The 23543-nt window shown below is 33.1% G+C and carries 18 protein-coding genes and 1 pseudogene; 5 read left to right on the top strand and 14 right to left on the bottom strand.

Annotated features, from left to right (window positions below; genetic code table 11):
* The 4 genes from F8154_RS05650 to F8154_RS05635 all read right to left on the bottom strand — a co-directional run.
* Positions 1-1176: hypothetical protein (locus tag F8154_RS05650; protein ID WP_207706847.1), on the bottom strand; the 1176-nt coding region annotated here is incomplete at its 3' end.
* Between the two features lie 223 nt (positions 1177-1399).
* A complete protein-coding gene (locus F8154_RS05645; RefSeq protein ID WP_207706845.1) occupies positions 1400-2638 on the bottom strand; it encodes an AfsR/SARP family transcriptional regulator in 1239 nt (412 codons plus the stop codon).
* A gap of 198 nt (positions 2639-2836) precedes the next feature.
* Complete coding sequence (locus F8154_RS05640; RefSeq protein ID WP_151860632.1) at positions 2837-3760, bottom strand: diguanylate cyclase; 924 nt, start codon at positions 3758-3760, stop codon at positions 2837-2839.
* Positions 3761-3767: 7 nt separating this feature from the next.
* Positions 3768-4064, bottom strand: a complete 297-nt coding sequence (locus tag F8154_RS05635; RefSeq protein WP_151860631.1) for a hypothetical protein — start codon at positions 4062-4064, stop codon at positions 3768-3770.
* A 394-nt stretch (positions 4065-4458) separates the two neighbouring features.
* Between F8154_RS05635 and F8154_RS05630 the strand changes: the two genes are divergently transcribed.
* Positions 4459-5463, top strand: coding sequence for a calcium/sodium antiporter (locus F8154_RS05630; protein ID WP_151860630.1), 1005 nt, complete (start codon positions 4459-4461; stop codon positions 5461-5463).
* A 5-nt stretch (positions 5464-5468) separates the two neighbouring features.
* Here the strand turns inward: F8154_RS05630 and F8154_RS05625 are convergent, their stop codons facing one another.
* The 3 genes from F8154_RS05625 to glnA form a co-directional block, all read right to left on the bottom strand.
* The gene (locus F8154_RS05625) at positions 5469-6347 is read right to left on the bottom strand and encodes a tRNA 2-thiocytidine biosynthesis TtcA family protein (RefSeq protein WP_151860629.1); all 879 of its coding nucleotides are present in this window, start codon (positions 6345-6347) and stop codon (positions 5469-5471) included.
* Positions 6348-6522: 175 nt separating this feature from the next.
* Positions 6523-6903: a hypothetical protein gene (locus F8154_RS05620; RefSeq protein ID WP_151860628.1), complete on the bottom strand. Its 381-nt coding sequence runs from the start codon at positions 6901-6903 to the stop codon at positions 6523-6525.
* A 163-nt stretch (positions 6904-7066) separates the two neighbouring features.
* Positions 7067-8374: a type I glutamate--ammonia ligase gene (gene glnA / locus F8154_RS05615; protein WP_243141178.1), complete on the bottom strand. Its 1308-nt coding sequence runs from the start codon at positions 8372-8374 to the stop codon at positions 7067-7069.
* A 383-nt stretch (positions 8375-8757) separates the two neighbouring features.
* Here glnA and F8154_RS05610 point away from each other — a divergent pair, with 383 nt between their 5' ends.
* The gene (locus F8154_RS05610; protein WP_151860626.1) at positions 8758-9228 is read left to right on the top strand and encodes a C-GCAxxG-C-C family protein; all 471 of its coding nucleotides are present in this window, start codon (positions 8758-8760) and stop codon (positions 9226-9228) included.
* Positions 9229-9277: 49 nt separating this feature from the next.
* Here the strand turns inward: F8154_RS05610 and F8154_RS05605 are convergent, their stop codons facing one another.
* Positions 9278-11731, bottom strand: coding sequence for a heavy metal translocating P-type ATPase (locus F8154_RS05605; protein WP_151860625.1), 2454 nt, complete (start codon positions 11729-11731; stop codon positions 9278-9280).
* 213 nt (positions 11732-11944) lie between these two features.
* Between F8154_RS05605 and F8154_RS05600 the strand changes: the two genes are divergently transcribed.
* Both F8154_RS05600 and msrB read left to right on the top strand, forming a co-directional pair.
* On the top strand, positions 11945-12646 hold the full coding sequence (locus tag F8154_RS05600) for a cell wall hydrolase (RefSeq protein ID WP_207706843.1): 702 nt from the start codon (positions 11945-11947) through the stop codon (positions 12644-12646).
* Positions 12647-12785: 139 nt separating this feature from the next.
* A pseudogene (msrB, locus tag F8154_RS05595) lies at positions 12786-13214 on the top strand (peptide-methionine (R)-S-oxide reductase MsrB); the annotation flags it as partial.
* 43 nt (positions 13215-13257) lie between these two features.
* Here the strand turns inward: msrB and F8154_RS05590 are convergent.
* A complete protein-coding gene (locus F8154_RS05590) occupies positions 13258-14448 on the bottom strand; it encodes an ABC transporter permease (RefSeq protein ID WP_151860622.1) in 1191 nt (396 codons plus the stop codon).
* Entirely contained in the window at positions 14441-15355 is a 915-nt protein-coding gene (locus tag F8154_RS05585) for an ABC transporter ATP-binding protein (RefSeq protein WP_151860621.1), read from the bottom strand. Before F8154_RS05585 ends, F8154_RS05590 begins: the two co-directional genes overlap by 8 nt.
* Positions 15356-15855: 500 nt before the next feature.
* On the opposite strand from F8154_RS05585, the gene F8154_RS05580 reads away from it, so the two are divergent.
* Positions 15856-16797 carry a TDT family transporter gene (locus F8154_RS05580; protein ID WP_151860620.1) on the top strand — a complete coding sequence of 314 codons (942 nt, stop codon included), beginning with the start codon at positions 15856-15858 and terminating at the stop codon, positions 16795-16797.
* 54 nt (positions 16798-16851) lie between these two features.
* Here F8154_RS05580 and F8154_RS05575 read toward each other — a convergent pair whose 3' ends face one another.
* From F8154_RS05575 to wrbA, 4 genes are all read right to left on the bottom strand, one after another.
* A complete protein-coding gene (locus F8154_RS05575) occupies positions 16852-19941 on the bottom strand; it encodes an efflux RND transporter permease subunit (RefSeq protein WP_151860619.1) in 3090 nt (1029 codons plus the stop codon).
* Complete coding sequence (locus F8154_RS05570; RefSeq protein WP_151860618.1) at positions 19941-21155, bottom strand: efflux RND transporter periplasmic adaptor subunit; 1215 nt, start codon at positions 21153-21155, stop codon at positions 19941-19943. The genes F8154_RS05575 and F8154_RS05570 overlap by 1 nt, the downstream gene beginning before the upstream one ends.
* A gap of 123 nt (positions 21156-21278) precedes the next feature.
* Entirely contained in the window at positions 21279-22694 is a 1416-nt protein-coding gene (locus F8154_RS05565) for a M28 family metallopeptidase (RefSeq protein ID WP_192930174.1), read from the bottom strand.
* Between the two features lie 157 nt (positions 22695-22851).
* Positions 22852-23463, bottom strand: coding sequence for an NAD(P)H:quinone oxidoreductase (gene wrbA, locus F8154_RS05560; protein WP_151860616.1), 612 nt, complete (start codon positions 23461-23463; stop codon positions 22852-22854).
* Between the last annotated feature and the right edge of the window lie 80 nt (positions 23464-23543).

Here is a 23543-nt window from a genome sequence, read left to right as displayed (position 1 = left end):
TTGGCCTTCTTCTATTTCTTCATCTTCTTCTTCCTCTTGACCTTCTTCTATTTCTTCATCTTCTTCGTCCTCTTGGCCTTCTTCGCCTTCTTCTACTTCTTCATCTTCCTTCTTTACTTCAGGAACTTCTTCGCCACCTTCTAAGTCTTCAGGATTTTCTGTTTCTTCTTCTTCTGGAACAACTTCAATTACACGTTGTGAATACTCTTCTATTACTTCACCTATTTTAGCCAATAATACTTCCTTTTCATCTCCATCTGGTAGCTCTTCTATCAATGCCTGTGCATATTTTATTGCTTCCTCTGTTAATACATTTCTTGCTTCCTCTAGTGCTAAACTAGCAGCTGATACAAGTTCTTCAGCTTCTGCAATATAGGTAGAGTACTTTTCTTTTATTTCATTTATTAACAATAACCATTCTTCATTTATTTCTCCAGATAGCTCTTCATACTCATTTATAAGTGACTCTAAGTGGTCTATTTTCTCCTTAGTAATGTTTTCTTGGTTTTCTAACTCAGCAAAACCACTAATTATCTTCTCTTTTAACTCTTCAAGATTAGATTGTAATAATAGGAACTCATTATCAACTACCTTTAAGATACCTGCAGCACTAATGTTGTATAGTCCATTTTTTGAGACTCCCTCTACAGCTACCTTATATTCACCATGTCCTAAGAGGTCTAATAAGTACTCTTTGTTAAGTTCTACTGTTAATTGGCCATTCTCTTGTTTAATATCTACTATATTTATAGGAACATTGTCATATTTTAACTGAATGCTTTTTAAATTAATGTCTACAAAGCTATAATCATTAGGTAATTGTATATAACCAACTAAATTACTGAGGTCATCTGTTTGATCCAGATCTATAGTATTTAAAGATAAAGTGCTAAAAGTATTGACCTCCAGCTCCATCACTTCATCCACATCATCAAAGGCATTAAAATTAATACTTCCTTCTATTTTTCTAATTTCATCAGTAACTGTAAGAATAGTAGTTTCTATATCATTAATATTTTGAACAAAATAAGCAGCAGTTTCTGGTAGCTTCATGGTATATACAGCAAAAGAAAGTGAAACAAAAGCTACAGAAAAAATCTTTACTGAACCCCACACAAATATCCTTAGGCTACGATTCTGATTTAATTTCCTTTCATTAATAATATTCTTTTCCATTAATCTCTCCCTCTCTTAGCCTATATTTAAAATATATTTAATCATTAAATTATTAATTTTATGCAAAAGTCTTATTAACAATATAAACCAAGCTAGTCATTACAAGGTTTTATTTTAGTCACATGTTAGTCACATAATAATAAAATAAAAAAAACTGTACTACAATGTACGGTTTTTTTCATCAATTAAAGACATTTTTCAATTGTTACTGCAAAGAATAGTCCTAAATCTGTAATATTTTTGTCTTCTCTGTATTAGTTAGACATCTATAGGTTACACTAAAGCCTTCTAGCTTTAATATTTTTCTTATATGCTCTACCACCCTACTTAATATGTTTTGTAATTGACTTTTACTTAGATTAGGTAGCATTAATAAAAGCTCATTTTCCATCCAAAGAGTAAATATATCTCCTTTACGAAGATCATCTTTAATTAGCTGCTTTATTGTTTCAATAATTTGAAGGAGGTGTTTACTGTCTATACAGTCCTCTACCTTAAGGACAATACTGCCAATTAAAACTTCTTCTCCCTTCCTTTCATTCCTTCTGTTTTCAAGCTGTACTATCGACTTAAAGGTTTGTGGCTTACAATAGAATGCTCCCCTAGTCTTATCAGTATCATATATATTAATCTTGTTAGAATTATTCTGATTTGTGTTTTTCTTTAAATTATCATATACCTGCTTCAATTTTTCAGATGGCTTGATACCAAAGGTTCTGTAAAAACCGCTGGTGCAATATTCATAGTGTTTAATTGCTTCTTTAATTTGTCCATTTCTGGCTAAAGCCTTTATAAAGCTAACATGTATTTCTTCCTCATAGGGTTCAATTGTCATAAACTCCTCACATATTTTTAATACTTCCTTATAATTATTCATCTCCTCCAACAATGCAATTAAACCTAAGCAGCATTGTAGATACAATCTTTTATAGTAGCTTCTAATAGGAACTACCCAATCCATGTTACTGTATCCGTTTAAATAGTCACCCGTGTATAAAGCAATTGCTTCTCGATATAGTGTAACAGCATCATGGGCACTTCCTTTTTTAAGCTCTTCAGCTCGATTAAATAGTTCTTCAAAGCAATCAATATCTATCCATATATCATTAGAGTTAAGCTTATAGCATTCATCACTAAATAGTATTATGTTATTATAATTGTCTGATGGTTGATTTGCTCTTAGAATTTTTCTAAGTCTATATACAGAGTTTTTCAAGACATTCTTAGGATTTTCATAGTTTTCATCGGGAAAAACATTCTCATGAATCATATCAAGGGATATGTTTTTATTCTTATATGTAATCATATACTTAAACAGTTCCCATAGCTTCTTAGATCTGCTTGATTTTTCATAAAGCATTTGATTCCCTCTAATAACTTCAAATCTACCCAGTGTATATATTTGGAGCTTGTTCTCTTCTTTTTGGCTATTACAGAGTTTTAAGTTATTACTTTGGTTCACCATATTCACCCCTTTAAGCTCTTTATTAAGTTATTTTTGCAATATAGGCACTTAGTCCTAGTGTAGTTTTATTGTACACTCTAAGCTAATATTATGTCAAATTATGTTAGTCTATAAGTATTATTGCCAACTATTTAGAAATTAAATAGATCAGTCCTTTAATAGTATAAAAAAGAGTTACATAAGTAACTATTTTTTTTAACTCTCTTTAAGTCTTTGCTTATGCTGATACATCCTATCGTCTGCAAGCTTAGTTAACCGATTCATTTCTTTTGCATCCTTAGGGTATAGGGCTACCCCATAGCTAAACTCTATGTAGAGCTTTGTATCCTTTACTATTAAAGGATTTTTTGCAAGCTCCTGAACTATTTCATCGATTTTATTATCAAGCTCATACTGTTGGATTTCGAAGAAAACTGCTATAAACTCATCTCCGCCATATCTAGCAAATAGATCGGATTGCCTAATTTTGCTCTTAACCACGTGTGCAAAGCTCTGAATTAATTTATCTCCTACTTGATGCCCATATGTATCGTTAGTGGTTTTTAAGTTGTCTAAATCAAAGATAACCAAAGCGAATTTCTCATTATATCTTTGCGCCTTTTTAATGGTTTTATGAAAAAGCTCCTCAAAATATCCTCTATTTAATACATTTGTTAGTTTATCGTATTGTGAAAGATATAGCATTTTTTCAAAAAGCTGATGATTTCTAATTACTGCCCCTGCTTGCTTTGCGAAATACTCCATTATAATTACATCGTCCTTCTTAAAGGAACTTTTTTTAGTGCTATCTACATTGATTATGCCATACAGTACATCATCTATTATAATTGGAGAAGAGATTGTAGTTTTAGTACTAAAAAAATTTGATGTTTTTACCCTCTCATAATCAATTTGATTCATTACTTTTTTGTCAAAGGCCTCAATATTGTTTATTATATATGAACTCTTTATATGCCCTTTACCCAGCTTATAAATAAATGTATCCTTCATATCTATCTTAAACTTGTATATTTCTTTATCAAAGCCAACCAATGCTTTATATTCAAATTTATTATCCTTATTTAGAATCATTAAACTTCCTTTTTCGGCACCATCAATTATTTCAACGGCCTTTTCCACTAAGAGGTTAAATAAATCCTCTGCTTTTTGTATTTTTTAATATATAGTCGCTAATTTCTATTAATCCCTCTAACAGTCTTGTATTACTTTCATATAATCTGATATTATTCTTTGCCTTCTTTTGTATATGTCTATTTAGTAAATAAAGCATTATTAAAAACACCTGTATTAAGAATATTACCTTAATAACTATGAATTCTTTATTCTCTCTAATTAGGAGAACTATTAGGTAAGCACCCAAAACTAATAGTACTGTAAAAAATAATAAGATTACAGGATTTTTAGAAAGGTTTGATCTTTTCATGTAGCACCTCTTTTTCAGAAGTTAATATTAACTGAAATTAATAAATTCTACAGGTCAATAAAAATATCCTTTTAGTTTCAAGGTATTTTTAGTAAATTTTTCTTTATGTTATATATTCTCTAATTATCCCTTGATTAAAACACTTTTTTAGAGATATTTTTTTTTTAAGCATTAATTATTGTTTAATATTTAAAAGTATGCTATATTTATATTAATATTAAAGGGGAGTAGCTTAAAGTTAACGAGTCAACAACCGGTCTATGTACCTGGCTCATTACTCCAATTGGAAAGCAAGACCTTTAACATAATTCTTTTTTGAGAATTATGTTAAAGGTCTTTTTTATTTCAGTAATAAGCTACTATTTTTAATTAACCATTAGTTGGGAGGATAAAAATGGAAAATTTTAATATTATATTACTGTTTATATTAGGTGTAGTAATAATTATAAAGGGTGGTGACTGGTTTGTAGAATCAGCAGTTTGGGTTGCCAAAGTCACTGGTATACCCAATGTAATTATTGGAGCAACTATTATAAGCATTGCTACAACGTTACCTGAGCAATTGGTTTCAATAATAGCCACATATCAAGGTCATTATGATGTAGCAATTGGGAATGCCTTAGGTTCTGTTATCTGCAACATTGGATTGATTTTATCAGTTTCATTAATTTTTTCACCCAGTCAAGTGGTCAATAGAGATTATTCAATAAAGAGTATTTACATGCTAATTTCAGCAGTTATACTTTTCTTATTTTCCATTGATTTAGTTGTAAGTAAGCTTGAAGGAATAATACTGCTGGTGCTATGTGTAGTATATTTTATTGTAAACATCATTGAAATTCGTAAAGGAAACAAGGCTGTTAACCAACAGCTAGATGATTTAAAGGCTTCAAAAAAGCTCCTAAAGCATAATCTTGTTCGCTTTATTCTGGGAACTGCCTTTATAGTTCTTGGAGCTAGACTATTAGTTAATAATGGGGTTAAGCTAGCAACTATGCTAGGTGCCTCTCAACAGGTTATTAGCTTAACCCTAGTGGCATTAGGTACATCATTACCTGAGTTGGTTACAGCAGTTAGCTCAATTATAAAAAAAGAATATGGTATTGCTGTAGGTAATATAATTGGCGCCAATATATTAAACATGTTATTGGTGGTAGGTGTTTCAACACAGTTCTCTTCTGTAGGATTAGAAATAAGTAATCAGCTGGCTAAAATAGGTGGCAATATAAATTACTATATACCTCAAACCTTGTACTATGATTTACCAGTGGCTATATTAATGATAGCTACATTAACTGTCTTTGGTACTATATTTAAAAAGCTCAATAAAGTTATAGGAGGTATATTGCTTACAACATATGTTTTGTATTTAGCTGGATTGCTTAATGTTTTTATATAATAATTCTAATCATCATTACTTTTTTCATCATAAAAATCTAAAAATGAATATTTAATGCCACTCTTTTGCCATCCTAAAATACAATCCATGTTAACATTAGAAGTGGCTTTAAATATTGATTTGTCAACTGAATCAAAGGTTAGCTTTAATTGCTCAATAAGCTTTTTAACCTCATTACGTTTACTTCCTATTTTTTTTGCAGCCACCATACATGCACAGTTAAGGGGCCAAATCCCATTGTATTGGGTGAAATCCTCTATAGCCTTTTCCTCAATAAAATATAATGGTCTAATTATTTCCATCCCATCGAAATTAGAGGACTTTAGCTTTGGTAGCATTGTACTAATATTTCCAGTATATAATATATTTAGTAGGGTAGTCTCAATTACATCATTAAAATGATGTCCTAGAGCCAGCTTATTACAACCCAGCTCTTGAGCCTTATTATAAAGAGCCCCCCTACGGATTTTTGCACACATATAGCAAGGATAATCCTTTGATACCTCACTGATTATTCTAAAAATACCTGAGTCAAAAACTTTAATAGGAATATTCAAATATTTACAGTTATCTACCATTAGCCCTTTAATATTTTCATGGTAACCTGGGTCTGCTACAATAAACTGTAGACTGAAATTGTCGTGTCCATGTAGCTTTAGCTCTTGAAATAGCTTTGCCATTAACATACTATCTTTACCACCAGAAATTGCAACTGCAATTCTATCACCATCATTTATAAGCTGAAACTCCTTTATAGCTTTAATAAACTTAGCCCATATATCCTTTCGGTACTTAGTTATTATTGATCTCTCAATTTCCTTTAATGGCTTTCTTTCATTAAATGGCACTAAAATATCACAGCCGTCACCAGCTATATCCTTCATTAGTTTTCCTCCTAATCGTAAAAATAAAAGTATTTAAAGCTACACATAATTCTCTTTCTTTTAACCTATATTCTTTCCAATTAAGCTTTTTTACAAATTTTAAATTTTAATTGCTCCTTATATACTACCATCTATTATTTATCAACACAAAAAAAAACACGATAGCTCTCGTGCCTTAAATTATATTATTTATCTTTATTGATAAATTAGAAGCGAACTCATCAAATTTACCTATATTGCCCTTATAAAGGATAATGTTTTCATCCTGTAATGTTTCAATATTTACACTTTTCTTGTTAATAACTATTTTTTTTATACTTTTAAAAGCAATTTCCTTCTTTACTAATCCATTTAGAATCATTTTTTTATCTAGTAGAGTAATTTTATAGAAAAAAATATATATAAACCTAATCAAAATACAGGTTAATATCCCTATATAAAAACCACTTATTGTTATTTTAGTAGTTATAAAAATTGAATAAATAGATTTAATTAAAAAGAATAATAAAAAAGCTGTTGTTATAACCTTTTGCTTTATATCAAACTTGTATACCATATCTACTTCCCCCAGTTTTGTAATAAATTAGATATAACCTTGTATGTATTATATCATAATTGGTAATTTATTCAATAATTTTGTCAAAATTATTTCAAAAAAGCAAAATAGCTAAAGACTGTTGGCTTTTTCAACAGCCTAAAGCTATTATCCTTTAATATTTTTAATACTTTCTTAAATAATTCTTTAACTCCCATTGATGTACCTGCTCTGAGTATTGGTGCCATTCCTTGTATTTTGCTTCTAAAAACTTACTATAGCAATGACTACCAATAGTTTCCTTAATTAATGGATCTTTTTCCATTTCCTTAAGTGCTGAGTATAAATCCCTAGGCAAATATTCTAAATCTAAAGCTGCCCGTTGTTTAGCAGTTAAGTTGTACACATCCTCCTCTACAGAGGGTGGTGGTGCAATTTTGTTTTTTATACCATCTAGTCCAGCCTTCAACATAACAGCAAATGTTAAATATGGATTTGCAACTGGATCTGGACTCCTATACTCTACCCTTGTTGCTTTCCCTCTTCTACATGGAATTCTTATAAGTGTACTTCTATTTGAATTAGACCATGCTATATGAATTGGTGCCTCATACCCAGGTTTTAAACGTTTATAGCTATTCACTATAGGATTTACCAATGCTGTCATACCCTTTGCATGCTTCAATAGTCCACCTACATAATAGAGTGCAGTCTCACTTAATTGACATTCACCATTTTTATCATAAAAGGTATTAACACCATTCTTAAACAACGACTGATTGCAGTGCATTGCAGAGCCATTCTCCCCAGCAAAGGGCTTTGGCATAAAGGTTGCGTATAGCTTGTGGTTACTGGCAATATTTTTAACTACATCTCTAAAGGTAACCCATTTATCTGCTGTTCTTAGTGCTTCATCGTATTTAAAGTCTATTTCATGCTGACCTGGTGCTACTTCGTGGTGTGAGGCTTCTATGCTAAATCCCATTTCCTTCATGGTTAATACTATGTCCCTTCTTGCATCCTCCCCATTATCCATAGGTGCAAGATCAAAATATCCAGCCTTGTCGTGTATATTAAAAGTTGGATTTCCCTTTTCATCTGTGTGGAATAGGAAAAATTCCCCCTCTGGTCCCATATTTAATTCTAAACCCATTTCTTCTGCTTCCTTTAGTGTCCTTTTCAATATATATCTTGAACATCCTACAAATGGAGTTCCATCAGGTGAGTAGACATCGCATATCATTCGCGCTACTCCTCTATCCTTTGGCCTCCAAGGCATAATTTGCAATGTATCAAGATCGGGAACCAAGCATTGATCTGATTCATTAATTCTAGCAAGACCATCTATAGAAGATCCGTCAAACATTAAATTACCATCAAGTGCATCCTCTAGTTCATCAGTTGTTACATTTACACTTTTTAAAACACCAAACACATCAATAAATTGTAACCTAATGAACTCGATTCCTTCACCCTCTACCCTTTTTAACACTTCTCTTTTTTTCTTGATAAAATCTGTACTTCCTTCTTCAGAAATAATTGTACTTCTCCTCCTTTATATTTGTTAAATAAAAAAGCCTACAACCGTAGACCTATATTAATAATGATATATTATTTTCCAATATGTGTCTAATGGGTTTAAATGTCCTCTATAGTTTTTATTATAGCTGTAGCATTATGTAAGTTAATTATAGAGACTACATATAGTTTACATTAATATTGTTTCAATATACTGTCATATCCTTCTAACTAAGGTTTTATGGTGCTTAATAAAACCTTCTATAGAAAACATAGTTATTATTGATAAATTCTATTTGTTCTTTAATTATCTATATAATAATATAAAAGGGTGACAAAGAGATAGGAGTGATTAAAATGTGTAATAAAGAAATCATTGAAAAGGTTAGAAATACAGCTGAGGAATATTTTGAAAGAGGAAAATTTTTCTGCTCAGAAGCAGTTATCCATACTATTAATGAGCTATTAGGATGGCCTCTTCCTAAGGAGATAACTAAATTATCCTCTGCATTTCCTATAGGATTAGGAAAGTCTGGATGTCTTTGTGGTGCTGTTAGTGGTGGTTCTATGGCGTTAGGAATGGTATATGGCAGAAGCCACGGGGAACCTATGAATGATAAAATGTTTCCTGCATCTGCTGCTCTCCACGACCATATTAAAAATAAGTATAAAAGCACCTGTTGTAGGGTTATAGTTAAGGATTACGAATTTGCAAGCCCTGAAAGAAAAAAGCATTGTGTAAAAATAACTGGCGAAGTTGCAGCCTTCATAGCTGAAACAATATTAAATGATGACGAAGCTGCTGAAAAGATTAACCGGTCTGTTTAAAAAAAGCTTAGACTTAAGTAATTTAAGTCTAAGCTTTTTTTTATTCTTCCTATATATCAATCTTTTTTAGTCTGAGTGAATTATAAACCACATTTAAGGAGCTGATGGCCATTGCTGCAGCACCTATCATAGGATGAAGCAAACCAACCATTGCAACAGGTATGGCTATAGCATTGTAGAACCATCCCCAAAAATAGTTCTCTTTTATTTTTCTAAATGTTGCAGCTGATAGCTTTATAGCTGATATTATTCCCCTTAATTCACCCCTTACTAGAGTAACATCTGCAGCTTCTATAGCGATATCGGTACCAGTACCTATTGCAATACCAACATTAGCTTGTTTTAAAGCAGGAGCATCATTTATACCATCACCTACCATTGCCACTAACCCAAATGTTCCTTGAAGCTTTACTATTTCAGCTACTTTTCCATCTGGTAAAACCTCAGGAATTACATGGCTTATACCTACTTTTTTACCGATAGCCTCCGCTGTTCTTTTGTTATCACCTGTAATCATAGCTGTTTTTATTCCCATTTTTTCAAGCTGGGCTATTGCATTAGTAGAATCCTCCTTAATTGGGTCAGCAACTGCAATAATTCCTAGTAGCTGCTTTCCTTTAGAAATAAGCATGGCTGTTTTAGCCTCCTCTTCTAAAGAGATTAGCTGATCTTCATAGCCCATATAATCTACAAGATTATCCTCCATTAGTTTTCTATTACCAATTATTATTTTATTACCCTCAACGACACCCGTTACCCCTTTACCAAACTCAGCATTAAAATCCTTTACATCACCTAAATCTATGTTTTCAGTTTTGGCCCTTTCAACAATAGCAAAGGCAAGGGGATGTTCAGAAGCTTTTTCAATAGTTCCTGCATAATACAATAATTCCTGCTGTTTCACTTCGCCAACCAATACAATATCAGTTACCTCTGGCTTTCCCTTTGTAATAGTGCCCGTTTTATCGAAGGCTATTGCCTTAACATCCTTAAGGGTTTGTATTGCTTCACCATTTCTTATCAATATTCCTTTTTCGGCACCTATTCCACTACCAACCATTAGTGCTGTTGGAGTACCTAATCCAAGGGCACAGGGGCAGGAAATCACTAAAACAGCAGTGGCTGTAATGAATGACAGGGTTAGTGGTGAAAGGTCTGGATTCACCCACGGTAGATATTTTGCACCCCAACCTATTATTCCCATATGAAACTCTGGAAAAATATTAAATGAAATAAATGTTCCCACTGTTAAAAGTAAAATCACAGGTACAAAATAGCCAGTGACTCTATCTGCGAACTCTTGTATTGGAACCTTAGAGCCTTGACATTCTTCAACCATCTTAATTACTTGAGCTAGAAAGGTGTCCTTACCAACTTTTGTAACCTTAACCTTTAGAAGTCCTTGCTTATTTATTGTAGCACCTATCACTTCATGTCCTACATTTCTTTTGACTGCCATAGATTCTCCTGTAGCCATAGATTCATCAACTAGACTACTGCCATCAATAACAACTCCATCGGTTGGGATTTTTTCACCAGGTCGTACTATCATTATGTCCCCCACCTGTAATTCCTTAACCGGCACCTCCAGCTCATCACCTTTAACTAGTATTTTGGCTGTTTTGGCACCCATTTGAATTAGCTTTCTTATTGCTTGTGAAGCTCTACCCTTAGCCCTTACCTCAAGGTATTTACCTATTAAATGGAAGGACATAATAGTTGTTGCCATTTCAATAAAGGTTTGTATGGGAAAAAAGAAGCCCATTAAGCCTATTAAATAGGGAGGTAAAGATCCTAAGCTAACCAGTACATCCATATTAGGGCTTTTATTTTTTAATGCCTTAAAACTGGCTTTGTGTACCTTTAATCCTGTTCCAAAGATAATTGGAAGGCCTAATATTGCCACAATAGTTAAATAACCTGGTATTGGTGATATAAACATGTGTATCACCATAAGTGCCATAATTGCAGCTGTAAGTAACCCTGATATTATCATTGTTTTTTTAGCCCTTTGTATTTTTAACTCATCATCATCTGTAGCCTCAGATACTTCCTCCTCCAACATCAATTCATATCCTAAGCTACTAATTTTACTTTTTATTTGGCTTAATCTTATTAACTGGGGATCATACTCTATTGTTGCTTTTTCATTAGCAAAGCTTACACCTGCCTTTATAATTCCATCCATTTTATTTAAGGCTTTTTCCACCCTGCTTGAGCAAGCTGTACAGGTCATCCCATTAATCTTTAAGGTGGCCTTTTCTGTTTTATTATCCTTCTCCAGTACCACACTATAGCCAGCATCCTCAACAACCTTTATAATAGCTTTTTCATTAGTAAGCTTAGCATCATAGTCTACCCTTCCTTTTTCAGTAGCTATATTTATATGACAGCTAATAATCCCCTGTGTAGCACTTAGCTTTCTTTCAATTATAGCACCACAGCTACTACAGGACATTCCCTCTATTTTGAAGGTTACTGATTTTTTATTTATATTATCCATTTATATCATCTCCTTTTAATATACCCCCCTTGGGTATATATTATATACCCCCCTTAGGTATGTGTCAACATTTTCATACTAATTATATACTATACCCAATAATATATGTATTTAATGGTATATTGGTGGTTTTGGTTTACATAATGTGTGACCTGCTGTATAATACTTAATATGTCACCCTAACTTAGGAATTAAAAGGAAGGAGTGTATAGAATGAAGGTAAGTGGTAAGGTAATAGTATCGTTAGCTTTAGTTGTTTTATTAATAGCTTTACAGGTGGTGGCTGTTTTTGCAGGTGAGTCACATAGCTTGCTAAGCTTTGGCAGTAGAGGTAACGAAGTTGTAAGGCTTCAGCAGGCACTGCAAAGTCTGGGCTATTATAGATATACTGTTGACGGTATCTATGGAAAGATAACAGAGAGGGCAGTAATTAATTATCAGATAGATAGAGGCTTAATAATTGATGGGATTGCTGGTCCACAAACAAAAGCTTCTTTATATGGTGGCTCAGCAGTAAATCCTAGTAGAAAATCCAATACAACTGTTAATTCTGGTGACGTATATTGGTTAGCAAGGATTATTCATGCTGAGGCTGCTGGAGAGAGCTATATAGGAAAAGTGGCGGTAGGGAATGTAGTATTAAATAGAGTTAATTCAAAGGCTTTTCCAAATACTATTTACAATGTTATCTTTGAGTACTACAAAAATATACCACAGTTTAGCCCTGTGGCTGATGGTTCCATCTATAACACTCCCTGTAGTGAATGTGTTGCTGCAGCTAAAGAATCTTTAAACTATTCAAGACCTGTTGGAAACTCAACTTATTTCTTTAATCCATCAAAGGCTTCAGGATCTTGGATTGTTAGAAATAAGAGCTATGTAACTACTATTGGTGGTCATGCCTTCTATCAGTAGGTAAATAAATAAAACTTATTATATAAAAGGATGTGGATTAACCACATCCTTTTTATTGTAGTTTTGTAGTAGTTTTACGATATTAATGGGTATATTATTAGTAAAATTAAGAGGAGGATTTTACATGGATAAAAAGGTTAAGTTAGATAAGGATAAAAGATTAAAGGAACTAACTCCTTTACAATTTAAGGTAACTCAAGAAAATGGAACGGAAGCTCCATTTAGTAATGAATATTGGAACCATAAGGAAGAAGGCATATATGTAGATATTGTATCTGGAGAACCTCTTTTTACCTCATTAGATAAATATGATTCTGGCTGTGGCTGGCCTAGCTTTACAAAACCCATAGATGATGAGCAGATAAAACAGCACAAGGATTTAAGCCATGGTATGGTTAGAACTGAGGTAAGAAGTAAGGATGCTGATTCCCATTTAGGTCATGTGTTTCAGGATGGACCTAAGCCTACAGGAGTAAGATATTGTATAAACAGTGCTGCACTTAAGTTTATTCCTTTGTCAAAATTAGAAGAAGAAGGCTATGGTTATTTAAAAGGGCTTTTTAAGTAGCTAGTCAATAAAGAATCGGAGTTTTAAAACTCCGATCTTTTAATTAGTATTTTAACCACTTTAATATTTCTTGAGGTGTAGCATTCTTTCCATACATTAATATTGCTGTTTTAAAGAGTTTTCCTGCAAGCTTCATAACAAAAAATGTTGTTACAACTATTATTATAATACTTATTATAATGTCAAATACAGGAACACTATTGGCTAGGGATAACCTTAAGAGCATTACTCCTGGCGTTGAAAATGGAAAATAGCTTCCAATCTTAGCTACTACACCATGGGGATTCGCAATTATAGGTCCAAAAAAGAAAATTGGTAGCATAGGTAATAAGAATATCATTCCTTGGAAATTTCCCTGTGATTGTACATCTTCTATTGTTGCTCCAAGACTAACAAATATTGAGGAGTATAGAAGGTACCCAGCTAATGCATAAAAAAGCATTAAGGGAAGCTCTTTAATTGCAAGTAACTGAATTACAGGAATATTAAGTATAAAATATGCTATTGGTATACCTAATATTAGCCATACAAATACTTGTATCATTCCCAAAATAAAGCAGCCAATAATCTTCCCCTGCATTAAATCCACTGGCTTTACTGAGGATAGTAGTATTTCAACCATTTTATCCTTCTTTTCTTGGGTGGAGCTTTGAAAGGTCATTGCTCCAGAGAAGAAAATGGTAAAATAAATCATAGCGGCAAAAATGGCAGGTATTATTTTTCTGACAAAATCTTCTTCCTCCCCTTTAACTGTTATGATATTAACTAAAATATTAGTATCCACCTCTTTAATTTCTTCACTACTAAGTCCCAAAGCCTCCATCTTTCTGTTTTGAACAATTCTATTTAAGGCATTTCTTATGGAGTTTGTAGGTGGTCTAGAATCATCAAGGGCATGGATATTTATCTGCTGTTGCTCCATTATTTCCTCATCTAATAATATAAAGCTAGTCCTTTTATGATCCCCTTCTGATTTTAATTCCTCTAATGTACCATTATATTCAACAGTTTTTATCTCCTCCTGATTTAAATATTGTCCCAGCTCTTGGTAAATACCTATTTCATCTTTTACATAAAGAGTATGGGTCTGATTATATTCCAGCATACTTAGCAGGCTAGGTAATCCACCAAAAATAACCATTATTATTGGTGTTAGCAGTATTGATATAAGGAAGGATTTATTAGTTACATTTTTCTTCACTTCCCAAAAAGCCACCTTCATGGTATTACTCATTTGATATACCTCCCTTAGCAATTCCTACAAAAATGTCATGAAGAGAAATTCTATCTATATGAAGCTCATTTACTTCTATATTTTGAGATATTTCATTTATAAAGGTATTAATTGAAGCATTAGGTTTGAAATATATGATTTTTTTAGACTCATCACCCTCCACCTTATCAACATATGGGAGAGCTAGTAAGTCTAAGCCATTAAATACTCCATTTATGGTGCATTTAAAATTAGCATAAGACTCCTTTATTTCATTTAAGCCACCATAAATAACCTTTTTACCCTTATTAATTAAAAAAATACGATTACATAATGCCTCAACTAGGTTCATCTGATGGGAGGATAATAAAATTGAAGTTCCTGCTTTAGCTAGTTCTATTATTTCTTCTCTAAAAACATCCTGGCTGACAGGGTCTAGTCCAGAGAAGGGTTCGTCCAATATCAGTAGCTCTGGTTCATGAAGAATTGATGCCATAAATTGAACTTTTTGTGCCATACCTTTGGATAGTTCCTCAATTTTTGCCTTCTCTTTACCCTTTAGATCAAACTTCTCAAGATATTCATACATTCTTTTTTTAGCTCTGGTTTTTGGATAGTTTTTTAAGTCAACAAGATACATTAAAACATCCATAACCTTTACGTTTTTATATAAGCCCCTTTCCTCTGGTAAATATCCTATTTTTTCTATAGGTACTATTTTACTGGTATTTTTAATATTGAACTTTATACTTCCTGAATCAGGATAAATTATCCCCATAATACTTCTAATTGTAGTGGATTTTCCTGCTCCGTTTGGTCCTAAAATACCCATTATTTCACCCTTATCCACCTGAAAGGATATATCATCAACTACCTTTGTTCCACCAAACTTCTTAGATATACCCTCTACACTTAAAATTGGTTCCATTTGATTCACTCCTTAATTACCATATATTAAATAACATATACTATTAATGTTATCTGTTTACACTTAAAGCTAATATAAGATATATATTAACATATTACCCCAACCTATTGCTGGGGTAATCATTTTATTATCTTTTACTTTTTTCACATTCTCCCTTACAAATCCATTCACATTTCTTACAATTACAAAATCCTTTTGTGGTTTTTTTGAAGTTTATGTCTGCTCCGCATTTTGGACAACAGGCTCTAGTTAAAAGACAGCTCATTTATTTCACCCCCAATCCTACTTAATTATATATATTTCTCTAACTAGTATACGACAAAAACTCTGTATATCCTTTTTTATCCTCAGTTAGTTAATCTTCCCTGCTCCATTACCATAAGTAAATTCAATATTATAAAAAGCTATTATAGATAAATTCAATTATCAACTTTCATATAAATATGATATTCTCTATTAGAATTGTTTAATCATATTAAAGCTATTGAGGAGTGATACAAATGTATGAACTTATTAAAAAAATACCTATACCTATTGCTGGTTTAATGCTGGCATTGGCTACTACAGGTAATTTACTACTGCCCTATGGCAATCTTTACAGGAACATATTTGGTTTATTATCTGGAGCTATTTTAATTCTTATAATAACTAAATTGATTTTATTTCCTAGATCATTGGCAGAAGGCTTTCAAAACCCAGTAATAGCCAGTGTTATGCCTACATTATCAATGGGAATTATGATTTTATCCACCTACATTAAAGGATTTTCACCTTTTTTTGCTAGTTTTATTTGGACTATAGCCTTATCCCTGCATGCTGTACTAATTATTTTGCTTACTAAAAAGTATATGTTAAACTTCAATATTAAAAAGGTTTTTCCTAGCTATTTTGTTGTATATGTAGGAATTGTTGTAGGTAGTGTTACCGCACCTGCTTATGGTTTAGCTAGTTTAGGTCAGGCTATATTTTGGTTTGGCTTTGTAATGTATTTAGCTTTGCTGCCATTAGTTATATATAGAGTTTTTTTAGTTAAAGATATACCCGAGGCTGCACTTCCTACAGTAATTATTTTTGCTGCACCTGCAAGTCTTTGCTTAGCAGGGTATTTAAGCTCCTTTCAAGTAAAAAGCCCTATAATTGTAGGTTTTCTTGCCATATTGGGGGCTATAATGGTTACAGCTTCAATAATGTATATGTTTAAGCTATTGACAATTAAATTTTACCCCAGCTACTCTGCCTTTACTTTTCCTTTTGCCATTAGTACTGTAGCCATGAAGGGGACTAAAAGCTATTTAAGTAGCCTAAATATAGAACTAGCTCTACTGGACTATGTTATTGGATTTCTAGAAATTTGGACTGTTGCTATGGTTCTTTATGTATTGATAAGATACATTATGTTTTTATTACCTGAAAAGAAAACAGCTTTAAAGGAGCCTCAGTAAAAATCCTAGTTTAAGCTATGTTAAATTTAAGCCAGCTCTACAGCTGGCTTTTTATTAGGCATTATTCATAGTTTCACTTCTTTTAAAAATCTTCTTCTTTATGAAAATGCTAAAATCATCAAATAATGTATATAGCACTGGTATAAATAGTAGGGTTAATAATGTAGAAAAAGCTAATCCTCCTATAACTGTTATTGCCATAGGGGCCTGTAGCTCTGCCCCCTCCCCAATGCCCAACGCTAGAGGTATTAGTCCCAGTACTGTTGTAAGGGTAGTCATTAAAATAGGTCTTAATCTAACTGGTCCAGCCTTGTAAATTGCTTCGGTTCTTTCCATTCCCTTTTTTCTTAAAACATTAATATAGTCTACTAAAACAATGGCATTGTTTACTACAATACCTGCCAGCATTATTACACCTGTGAAGGCAGGAACACTAAATGCTTTGCCTGATAAAACTAGAGCAATAGATATTCCTATAAAGGCCAGTGGCACTGTAAACATAATAATGAATGGATGTAGCAATGACTCAAATTGTGAAGCCATAATCATATATACAAGCAGTATAGCCAATAGCAAAGCAAGAGCAAATGCCTTTGCTGCATCAATCATATCTTCATTTTCTCCACCCAGCTTTACTTCATACCCATTTGGAATGTTTATATTATCAATCCTTTTCTGAATATCTACAAAGACACTTCTGGCATCTCTTCCACTTATATCCCCCGTAACCGTTACATGTCTAACCTGATCAACTCTATTTATACTGGAGGGTGACCGATCATAGGTTATTTCTGCTAACTCATATAGAGGTACATGTTCTCCCATTGGGGAAGGTATAGTTATATAATCTAAATCACTTAAACTACTTCTCCAGCTATCCTTTAATCTTAATCTAACATCTATTTCTTCTCCATTTAGCTTGTAGCTTGTTACCCTCTTACCCATGATTGCAGTCTGTACTGTGGTTGCAACTGAATATGTGGAAATTCCATATTGGGATGCCTTTTCTCTATTAATTATTACCTGAGCCTCAGGTACAGTTTCATCAACAGACGAAGTAACCTCCCTTGTTCCTTGTATAAGTCTTACCTCTTCAACTAGAAGGTCTGCAATATCCTGTAGTGTATCTAAGTCATCTCCCATAATACTAATAGAGATTGGCTTTCCTCCTGCCCCCATTGACATCATTGAATTTTTCTCAACACTTATTGTTGCACCTGCTATTGGTTGCAGCTTACTTCTAACCTCATCTAATAGCTGATCTATGCCCTTATCTCTACTGGTTTTCGATCCAAATGAGGCATAAATTATTGCAGTGCTTGGATTTCCAGCATCCCCCTCTAAAACAAAAATATACTCTAGCTCATTAAAATCCTGTATCTTCTTTACAGCTTCAGCTGTTGTCTTTGAAGTCTCCTCTAATGCATATCCCTTTGGTAGGTCTATTGTTACAGTAAACATCCCTTCATCAGTCTTTGGAAAAAATTCTGCACCAACAAACACTACAGCAAGAATAATACTTGCTAAAAGCATTATCAATGTACCTATTATTACTGATTTTCTACGCTTAATTGACCACTTTAAACCCTTTTCATATATGCTCTCTATTTTAATAATTAGCTTATCAAAGCCCTTACCAATCCTTTTTATTGGTGTTTTCTTATTACCATTAGTATCAAGCTTTAATATCTTTGATGCCAGCATAGGTACTAAGGTTAAAGATATAACCAAAGAGGCCAACAGTGAAAAGGCAACTGTTAATGCTAATTCTCTAAACATTTCTATTGCAATATTATCTCTTATAAATGCAATAGGTAAAAAAACTGCTACTGTAGTTAATGTTGAAGCTGTTACAGCCATGGCAACCTCGCTACTACCTGCCTTTGCTGCCTCTATACGGCTATAGCCTTCCTCTCTATATCTGTATATGCTTTCCAGTACAACAATCCCACTATCCACCAGCATTCCTATTCCTAAAGCCAACCCACCAAGTGACATCATATTTAAGGTTATTCCACTAAAGAAGATTAGAATAAATGTTGTAATGATAGAAATAGGTATTGCAATACCTATTATAAGTGTAGTTCTTACATTTTTCAAAAAGATAAAAAGTACAAATATAGCAAGTATACCACCAATAACTGCATTTTTTGAAACACTTCCTAAGGACTGTTTAACAAAGTCTGCCTGATCAAAAATGGTTTTAAACTCTACTTCATTTAACTCTTCAATTATTTTATCTAGCTCTGCATTAACGCTATTAGAAACCTTTACAGTATTGAATCCTGACTGTTTTCTAATCTGTAATAAAACACATGGCTCCCCATTCATTAAGGTGTTTACAGATGCATCCTTATATCCTAGCTTAATTTCAGCAACATCATTTAGCCTAATAACACCCTTAGGGGTAGTAATGGGCAAACTTTTAATATCCTCTAAGACAGAAAATTCACCTGTAGTTCTTATAGTATATTTGTATTTTCCCTCTTGAAGACTACCTCCAGGTAAGTTAAGGTTTTCCATCTTTAGTGCTTGATCTATTTGGGTTAATGATAAGCTATAGCCCTTTAGCTTATGGGGTATTATATCAATTTTAATCTCTTCCTCAAGTCCCCCATAAATGTCTACTGTTGCCACACCTTTAATTCTCTCTAATCGTTCTTTAACTTTATCCTCTGCTAAAAGCTTTAGACCAGCTAAATCATCTCCATATGACATTCCTATTTGCATAATGGGAAGCATGCTCATATCATATTGAAAAATCATTGGATTACCCACTTCTTCTGGCCATGCACCTTTTACCATATCGAGCTTTTCTCTCATTTGTAGAGCAGCATAGTCCATATTAGTACCTTGAGTAAACTCAACCATAACCATTGACTGACCATTAGCAGATGTAGAAGAAACCTTCTTGAAGTTATCAACTGTACCCATAACTTGTTCAAGAGGCTTTGTTATCATGTTCTCTATTTCATGGGGACCAACACCATCGTAGTTTGTTATTACCACAGCAGTTGGTAACCCTACATCGGGAAAAAGGTCTAGGTTAAGACCAGTAAGTGAAACCACTCCTAAGACCAATATCATTAACACCATCATTGTTACTGTTACAGGTCTACTGATGGCTATTTCAGAAATTTTCATTACTGGACACCCCCCACGGGCTGTACCTTTTCCCCATCAACAATAAAGTGCTGACCCTTTACTACTACCTTATCACCCTTCTTTACACCATTGGTAATTTCAATATATTCAGCATTCTTATAGCCAGTTGCTACAGGCTGCTTTATGACAGTATTGTCATCCTTTAAAATAAAAACAAATCCTTCATCATCATCCGTCAAAACTGCCTCTAATGGTACTAGTAAGGCATTATCCCTATTATCAATAACAAATGATACCTCTGCAAACATACCAGGCTTAATTTGATGATGTTGGTTGTCAATTACTTTTTTTATGGAATATCCTGTTCCTTGTCCTGACTTAGCAGGGCTAATAGTATCAACTATAGCATTAAACTGCATTCTATCTAATGCCTCTATAGTTACTACTATTTCTTGACCCTTTTCTATATTATTTATCATTTTTTCGGTTACACTTGTTTCAATTATAACCTTATCAATATCAATAATAGTAAAGGCAGGTATTTGCTGTGAAACTATTTCTCCTACCTCAGCATTTTTAATAGCTACGACTCCTGAAATAGGTGATTTCACCTCTGAGTCAGTGATCATTTGATAAACCGCATCTTTTTGAGTTTCTAAAACAGACTTAGTGTTTCCCATTAATTGAGTGTTATTTTCATCTATTCCAACTAATACTTTATTTTGTAACAGGTAATAATTATCTTGAGCGTTTTTATATTGTAGCTCTGCTAAATTAAATGCTTTATTATATGATTCAAGCATTTGTTGTGAAACAGCTTGAGCTTCATATAAGGCTTTATTGTTTTCATAGTCTTGTTTTGAGATACTATATTGAATTTCTGCCTGCTTCATAGCAGCCTCTGCCTGTATTAGTTGCTGCTGTAGCTGGGCATCTAGCTGCTCTAGCTGTTGATAATATGAGGTTTTTTCTATAGTAAGCAATATTTCATCCTTATTTACTTTATCTCCTACATTCTTTAAAACCTTCTCTACCTTACCAGCCAATTTTGGAATAATAGATACTTCTGTTAATGGCTTTATGCTACCGTAGCTGTTATGGGTATTTTGTATACTCATTTCCTTTATGCTATATGTTTCTACTGGAGTTAGCTGAAGGGTAACTTCCTCCTGTTGTTTACTTCCACAGCCAACAACAATAGCTACTATTATTAACAGAGTTAAAAAGATGGCAACAATTTTTTTGATTTTCACAGTATTTTCCTCCTATTATTTAGTTACATTTACTTCTACGTTTGATATTTTAAAAAGTCTGTGATTTTTTACAAAATAGTGTTAAAAGGCTGTTAAGCACATTAATTAGAATAGGTAGGTTGATTAATAAGCAGTTTTTTCAATATAGCTTAAAACCAGTTTAATAATATTTGCCAATCTATCCTTATCAACATTTTCAATAGTATCAAATTTAGTATGTATTTTGTTTGTATCTAAATGAATTAGAGTTGTTGCCTCTAAGCCAACGTCATTAAATGGTCTTTGATCACTTGCTATATCCTGTGATATAAGGGCATCAATTCCAAGCTCTGTAGCTATGTCATATAAGTCTTTATTCAGGTTATTACTTGAACCGCCTATAGTTAAAGGAATGACCTCTTTTGAGCCAACCATATCTAGGTTTATTACTGTTGTATTTGCCAGTGGATATAATGAGTTCCTTACATAATATGTTGATCCACATAAATACTGCTCTTCTCCATTAAAGGCAATAAAGATGATGGTTTTTTTAGGCTGAAGCTCTTCAGACTTCAACATTCTGGCTATCTCCATTATAGCCGCTGTTCCCGATGCATTATCTAAAGCGCCTGGATTATAGGTTCCATCTTGATTGTTTCCAACATGGTCTAAATGAGCAGCTATTATTAAAGTTTCTTGGCTTTCTTCATCACTTCCAGGAATAACACCTATAACATTATGGGCTACTTCATCCTTGTAGCTATAGTCAACCTTCATATGAAGTGTGTTTCCATCCATGGCAGCTTGAGTTAGCTCTTCAAAGGCTTCATCATGAAAATAAGCCATTATAGGTCCTGTTTTATTATTGAAGCCTTCTCCTAATTTAGTATTTATGTATCTTAAGGATGTACTTACTAAGTAATGTTCACCATACCTATTATCTAGGTTTACAATTATTCCCTCTACCTGTTGTTCTAAATCCAGTACTTTTTGAAGTATATCATATCCACCAGTGGGATTCCCTGCAATTACATTATTAGAAATAAGTAGAATTTTTCCATCTAAGGCCTTATCATCGTTATTAATCTCATCAAAATTATTAATTATAATCATTTCTGCTGTTGCTTCACCTTGGATTTTTACATCCTCGAAAATAGCCATTTTTCTATAGTCCGAAAGAAAGCCAAATTCCTTAGTGATATTTCCCATTCCGTCTTTAATTGCAATCATTGGCTTACTTTCATTAAGCAATACCTTTTGATCATAAGATTGTCTATATCCTTCTATACCTGTAGGATTATCTAATCCAATTTTTTTGAAGTAGTTTTCTATATACTCCACTGTCAGTTCATTGCCCTTTGTTCCCGTTAGTCTTCCGTCAAAATCCTCTGAGGATAGTTCCTCTATTATTCTTATTGTGTTCGTAATATCTATAGACTCTTTATTTAAGCTTTGGGTCATTTCTTCTGGTGAAGCTGGGGCTGTAGTACATCCCACCATCAAAGCCAGTATAGTTAATATAGATATTAACTTAAGATTTCTACTAAAATATTTTTTCAATTTTATCCCCTGCATAAATCAAATCAATAATTTTCTTTATATATTGAATATTTCAATAACTACCTTGCTATTCCTTGTGTCTTTTTATTCATATTTGTTACAATTATTTAATGTGAAAAAAACCAATTGCATAAAGCAATTGGTTTTTTTATATATATTATTTACTTAATTTTAATGCAATTTCAGCTACATGTCTACCTTGAAACCGTCCACTCTCCAACTCATTTTCACTTGGTAGCCTTTCTCCTTTACCTCCCGCCATTGTTGAGGCACCGTAGGGTGAGCCCCCTGTTATTTCATCCATCTTAGACTGACCTGAAAAACTATATGGTAAACCCACTAATATCATACCATGATGTAATAGGGTTGTATGGAAGTTTAGTATAGTAGACTCCTGTCCTCCATGTTGGGTTCCAGTGCTGGTAAATACACTACCAACCTTTCCAATTAAAGAACCTTTACTCCAAATAGAGCCTGTTGCATCTAAAAACTGCTTCATTTGTGCCGCCATATTTCCAAATCGTGTTGGTGTTCCAAATATAACAGCGTCAGCATCTTCTAAATCCCTTACATCTGCTACAGGTATATGGGCGAAGGACTTTTGTGCTTCTGTCGCACCCATTTTTTCTATAATATCTTCTGATAAAGTTTCCTTAACCCTCTTAATTTCTACTTCAACACCTGGGACTTCCTTTGCACCCTCTGCTATAGCCTTAGCCATTTGGTATACATGTCCGTAGGTGGAGTAAAACAATACTAATAGTTTCATTAATATCTTCCTCCTATCTCTAATTTAACTTTTTTATACCCTAATAATCATTCTCAAAACTAAAAAGCTATTTATATTTA

This window comes from Alkaliphilus pronyensis, assembly GCF_009017275.1.
GTDB lineage: Bacteria > Bacillota > Clostridia > Peptostreptococcales > Natronincolaceae > Alkaliphilus_C > Alkaliphilus_C pronyensis.
Note: the sequence above shows the minus strand (reverse complement) of the source record. Positions and strands in the feature narration are given on the sequence as shown.

Bases quoted from the DNA above. Each gene is read 5' to 3' on its own strand.
- F8154_RS05635 (WP_151860631.1), bottom strand. From the start codon at position 4,064: ATGAAAAGATCAAACCTTTCTAAAAATCCTGTAATCTTATTATTTTTT.
- F8154_RS05630 (WP_151860630.1), top strand. From the start codon at position 4,459: ATGGAAAATTTTAATATTATATTACTGTTTATATTAGGTGTAGTAATA.
- F8154_RS05625 (WP_151860629.1), bottom strand. From the start codon at position 6,347: ATGAAGGATATAGCTGGTGACGGCTGTGATATTTTAGTGCCATTTAAT.
- F8154_RS05620 (WP_151860628.1), bottom strand. From the start codon at position 6,903: ATGGTATACAAGTTTGATATAAAGCAAAAGGTTATAACAACAGCTTTT.
- F8154_RS05610 (WP_151860626.1), top strand. From the start codon at position 8,758: ATGTGTAATAAAGAAATCATTGAAAAGGTTAGAAATACAGCTGAGGAA.
- F8154_RS05605 (WP_151860625.1), bottom strand. From the start codon at position 11,731: ATGGATAATATAAATAAAAAATCAGTAACCTTCAAAATAGAGGGAATG.
- F8154_RS05600 (WP_207706843.1), top strand. From the start codon at position 11,945: ATGAAGGTAAGTGGTAAGGTAATAGTATCGTTAGCTTTAGTTGTTTTA.
- F8154_RS05590 (WP_151860622.1), bottom strand. From the start codon at position 14,448: ATGAGTAATACCATGAAGGTGGCTTTTTGGGAAGTGAAGAAAAATGTA.
- F8154_RS05585 (WP_151860621.1), bottom strand. From the start codon at position 15,355: ATGGAACCAATTTTAAGTGTAGAGGGTATATCTAAGAAGTTTGGTGGA.
- F8154_RS05580 (WP_151860620.1), top strand. From the start codon at position 15,856: ATGTATGAACTTATTAAAAAAATACCTATACCTATTGCTGGTTTAATG.
- F8154_RS05575 (WP_151860619.1), bottom strand. From the start codon at position 19,941: ATGAAAATTTCTGAAATAGCCATCAGTAGACCTGTAACAGTAACAATG.
- wrbA (WP_151860616.1), bottom strand. From the start codon at position 23,463: ATGAAACTATTAGTATTGTTTTACTCCACCTACGGACATGTATACCAA.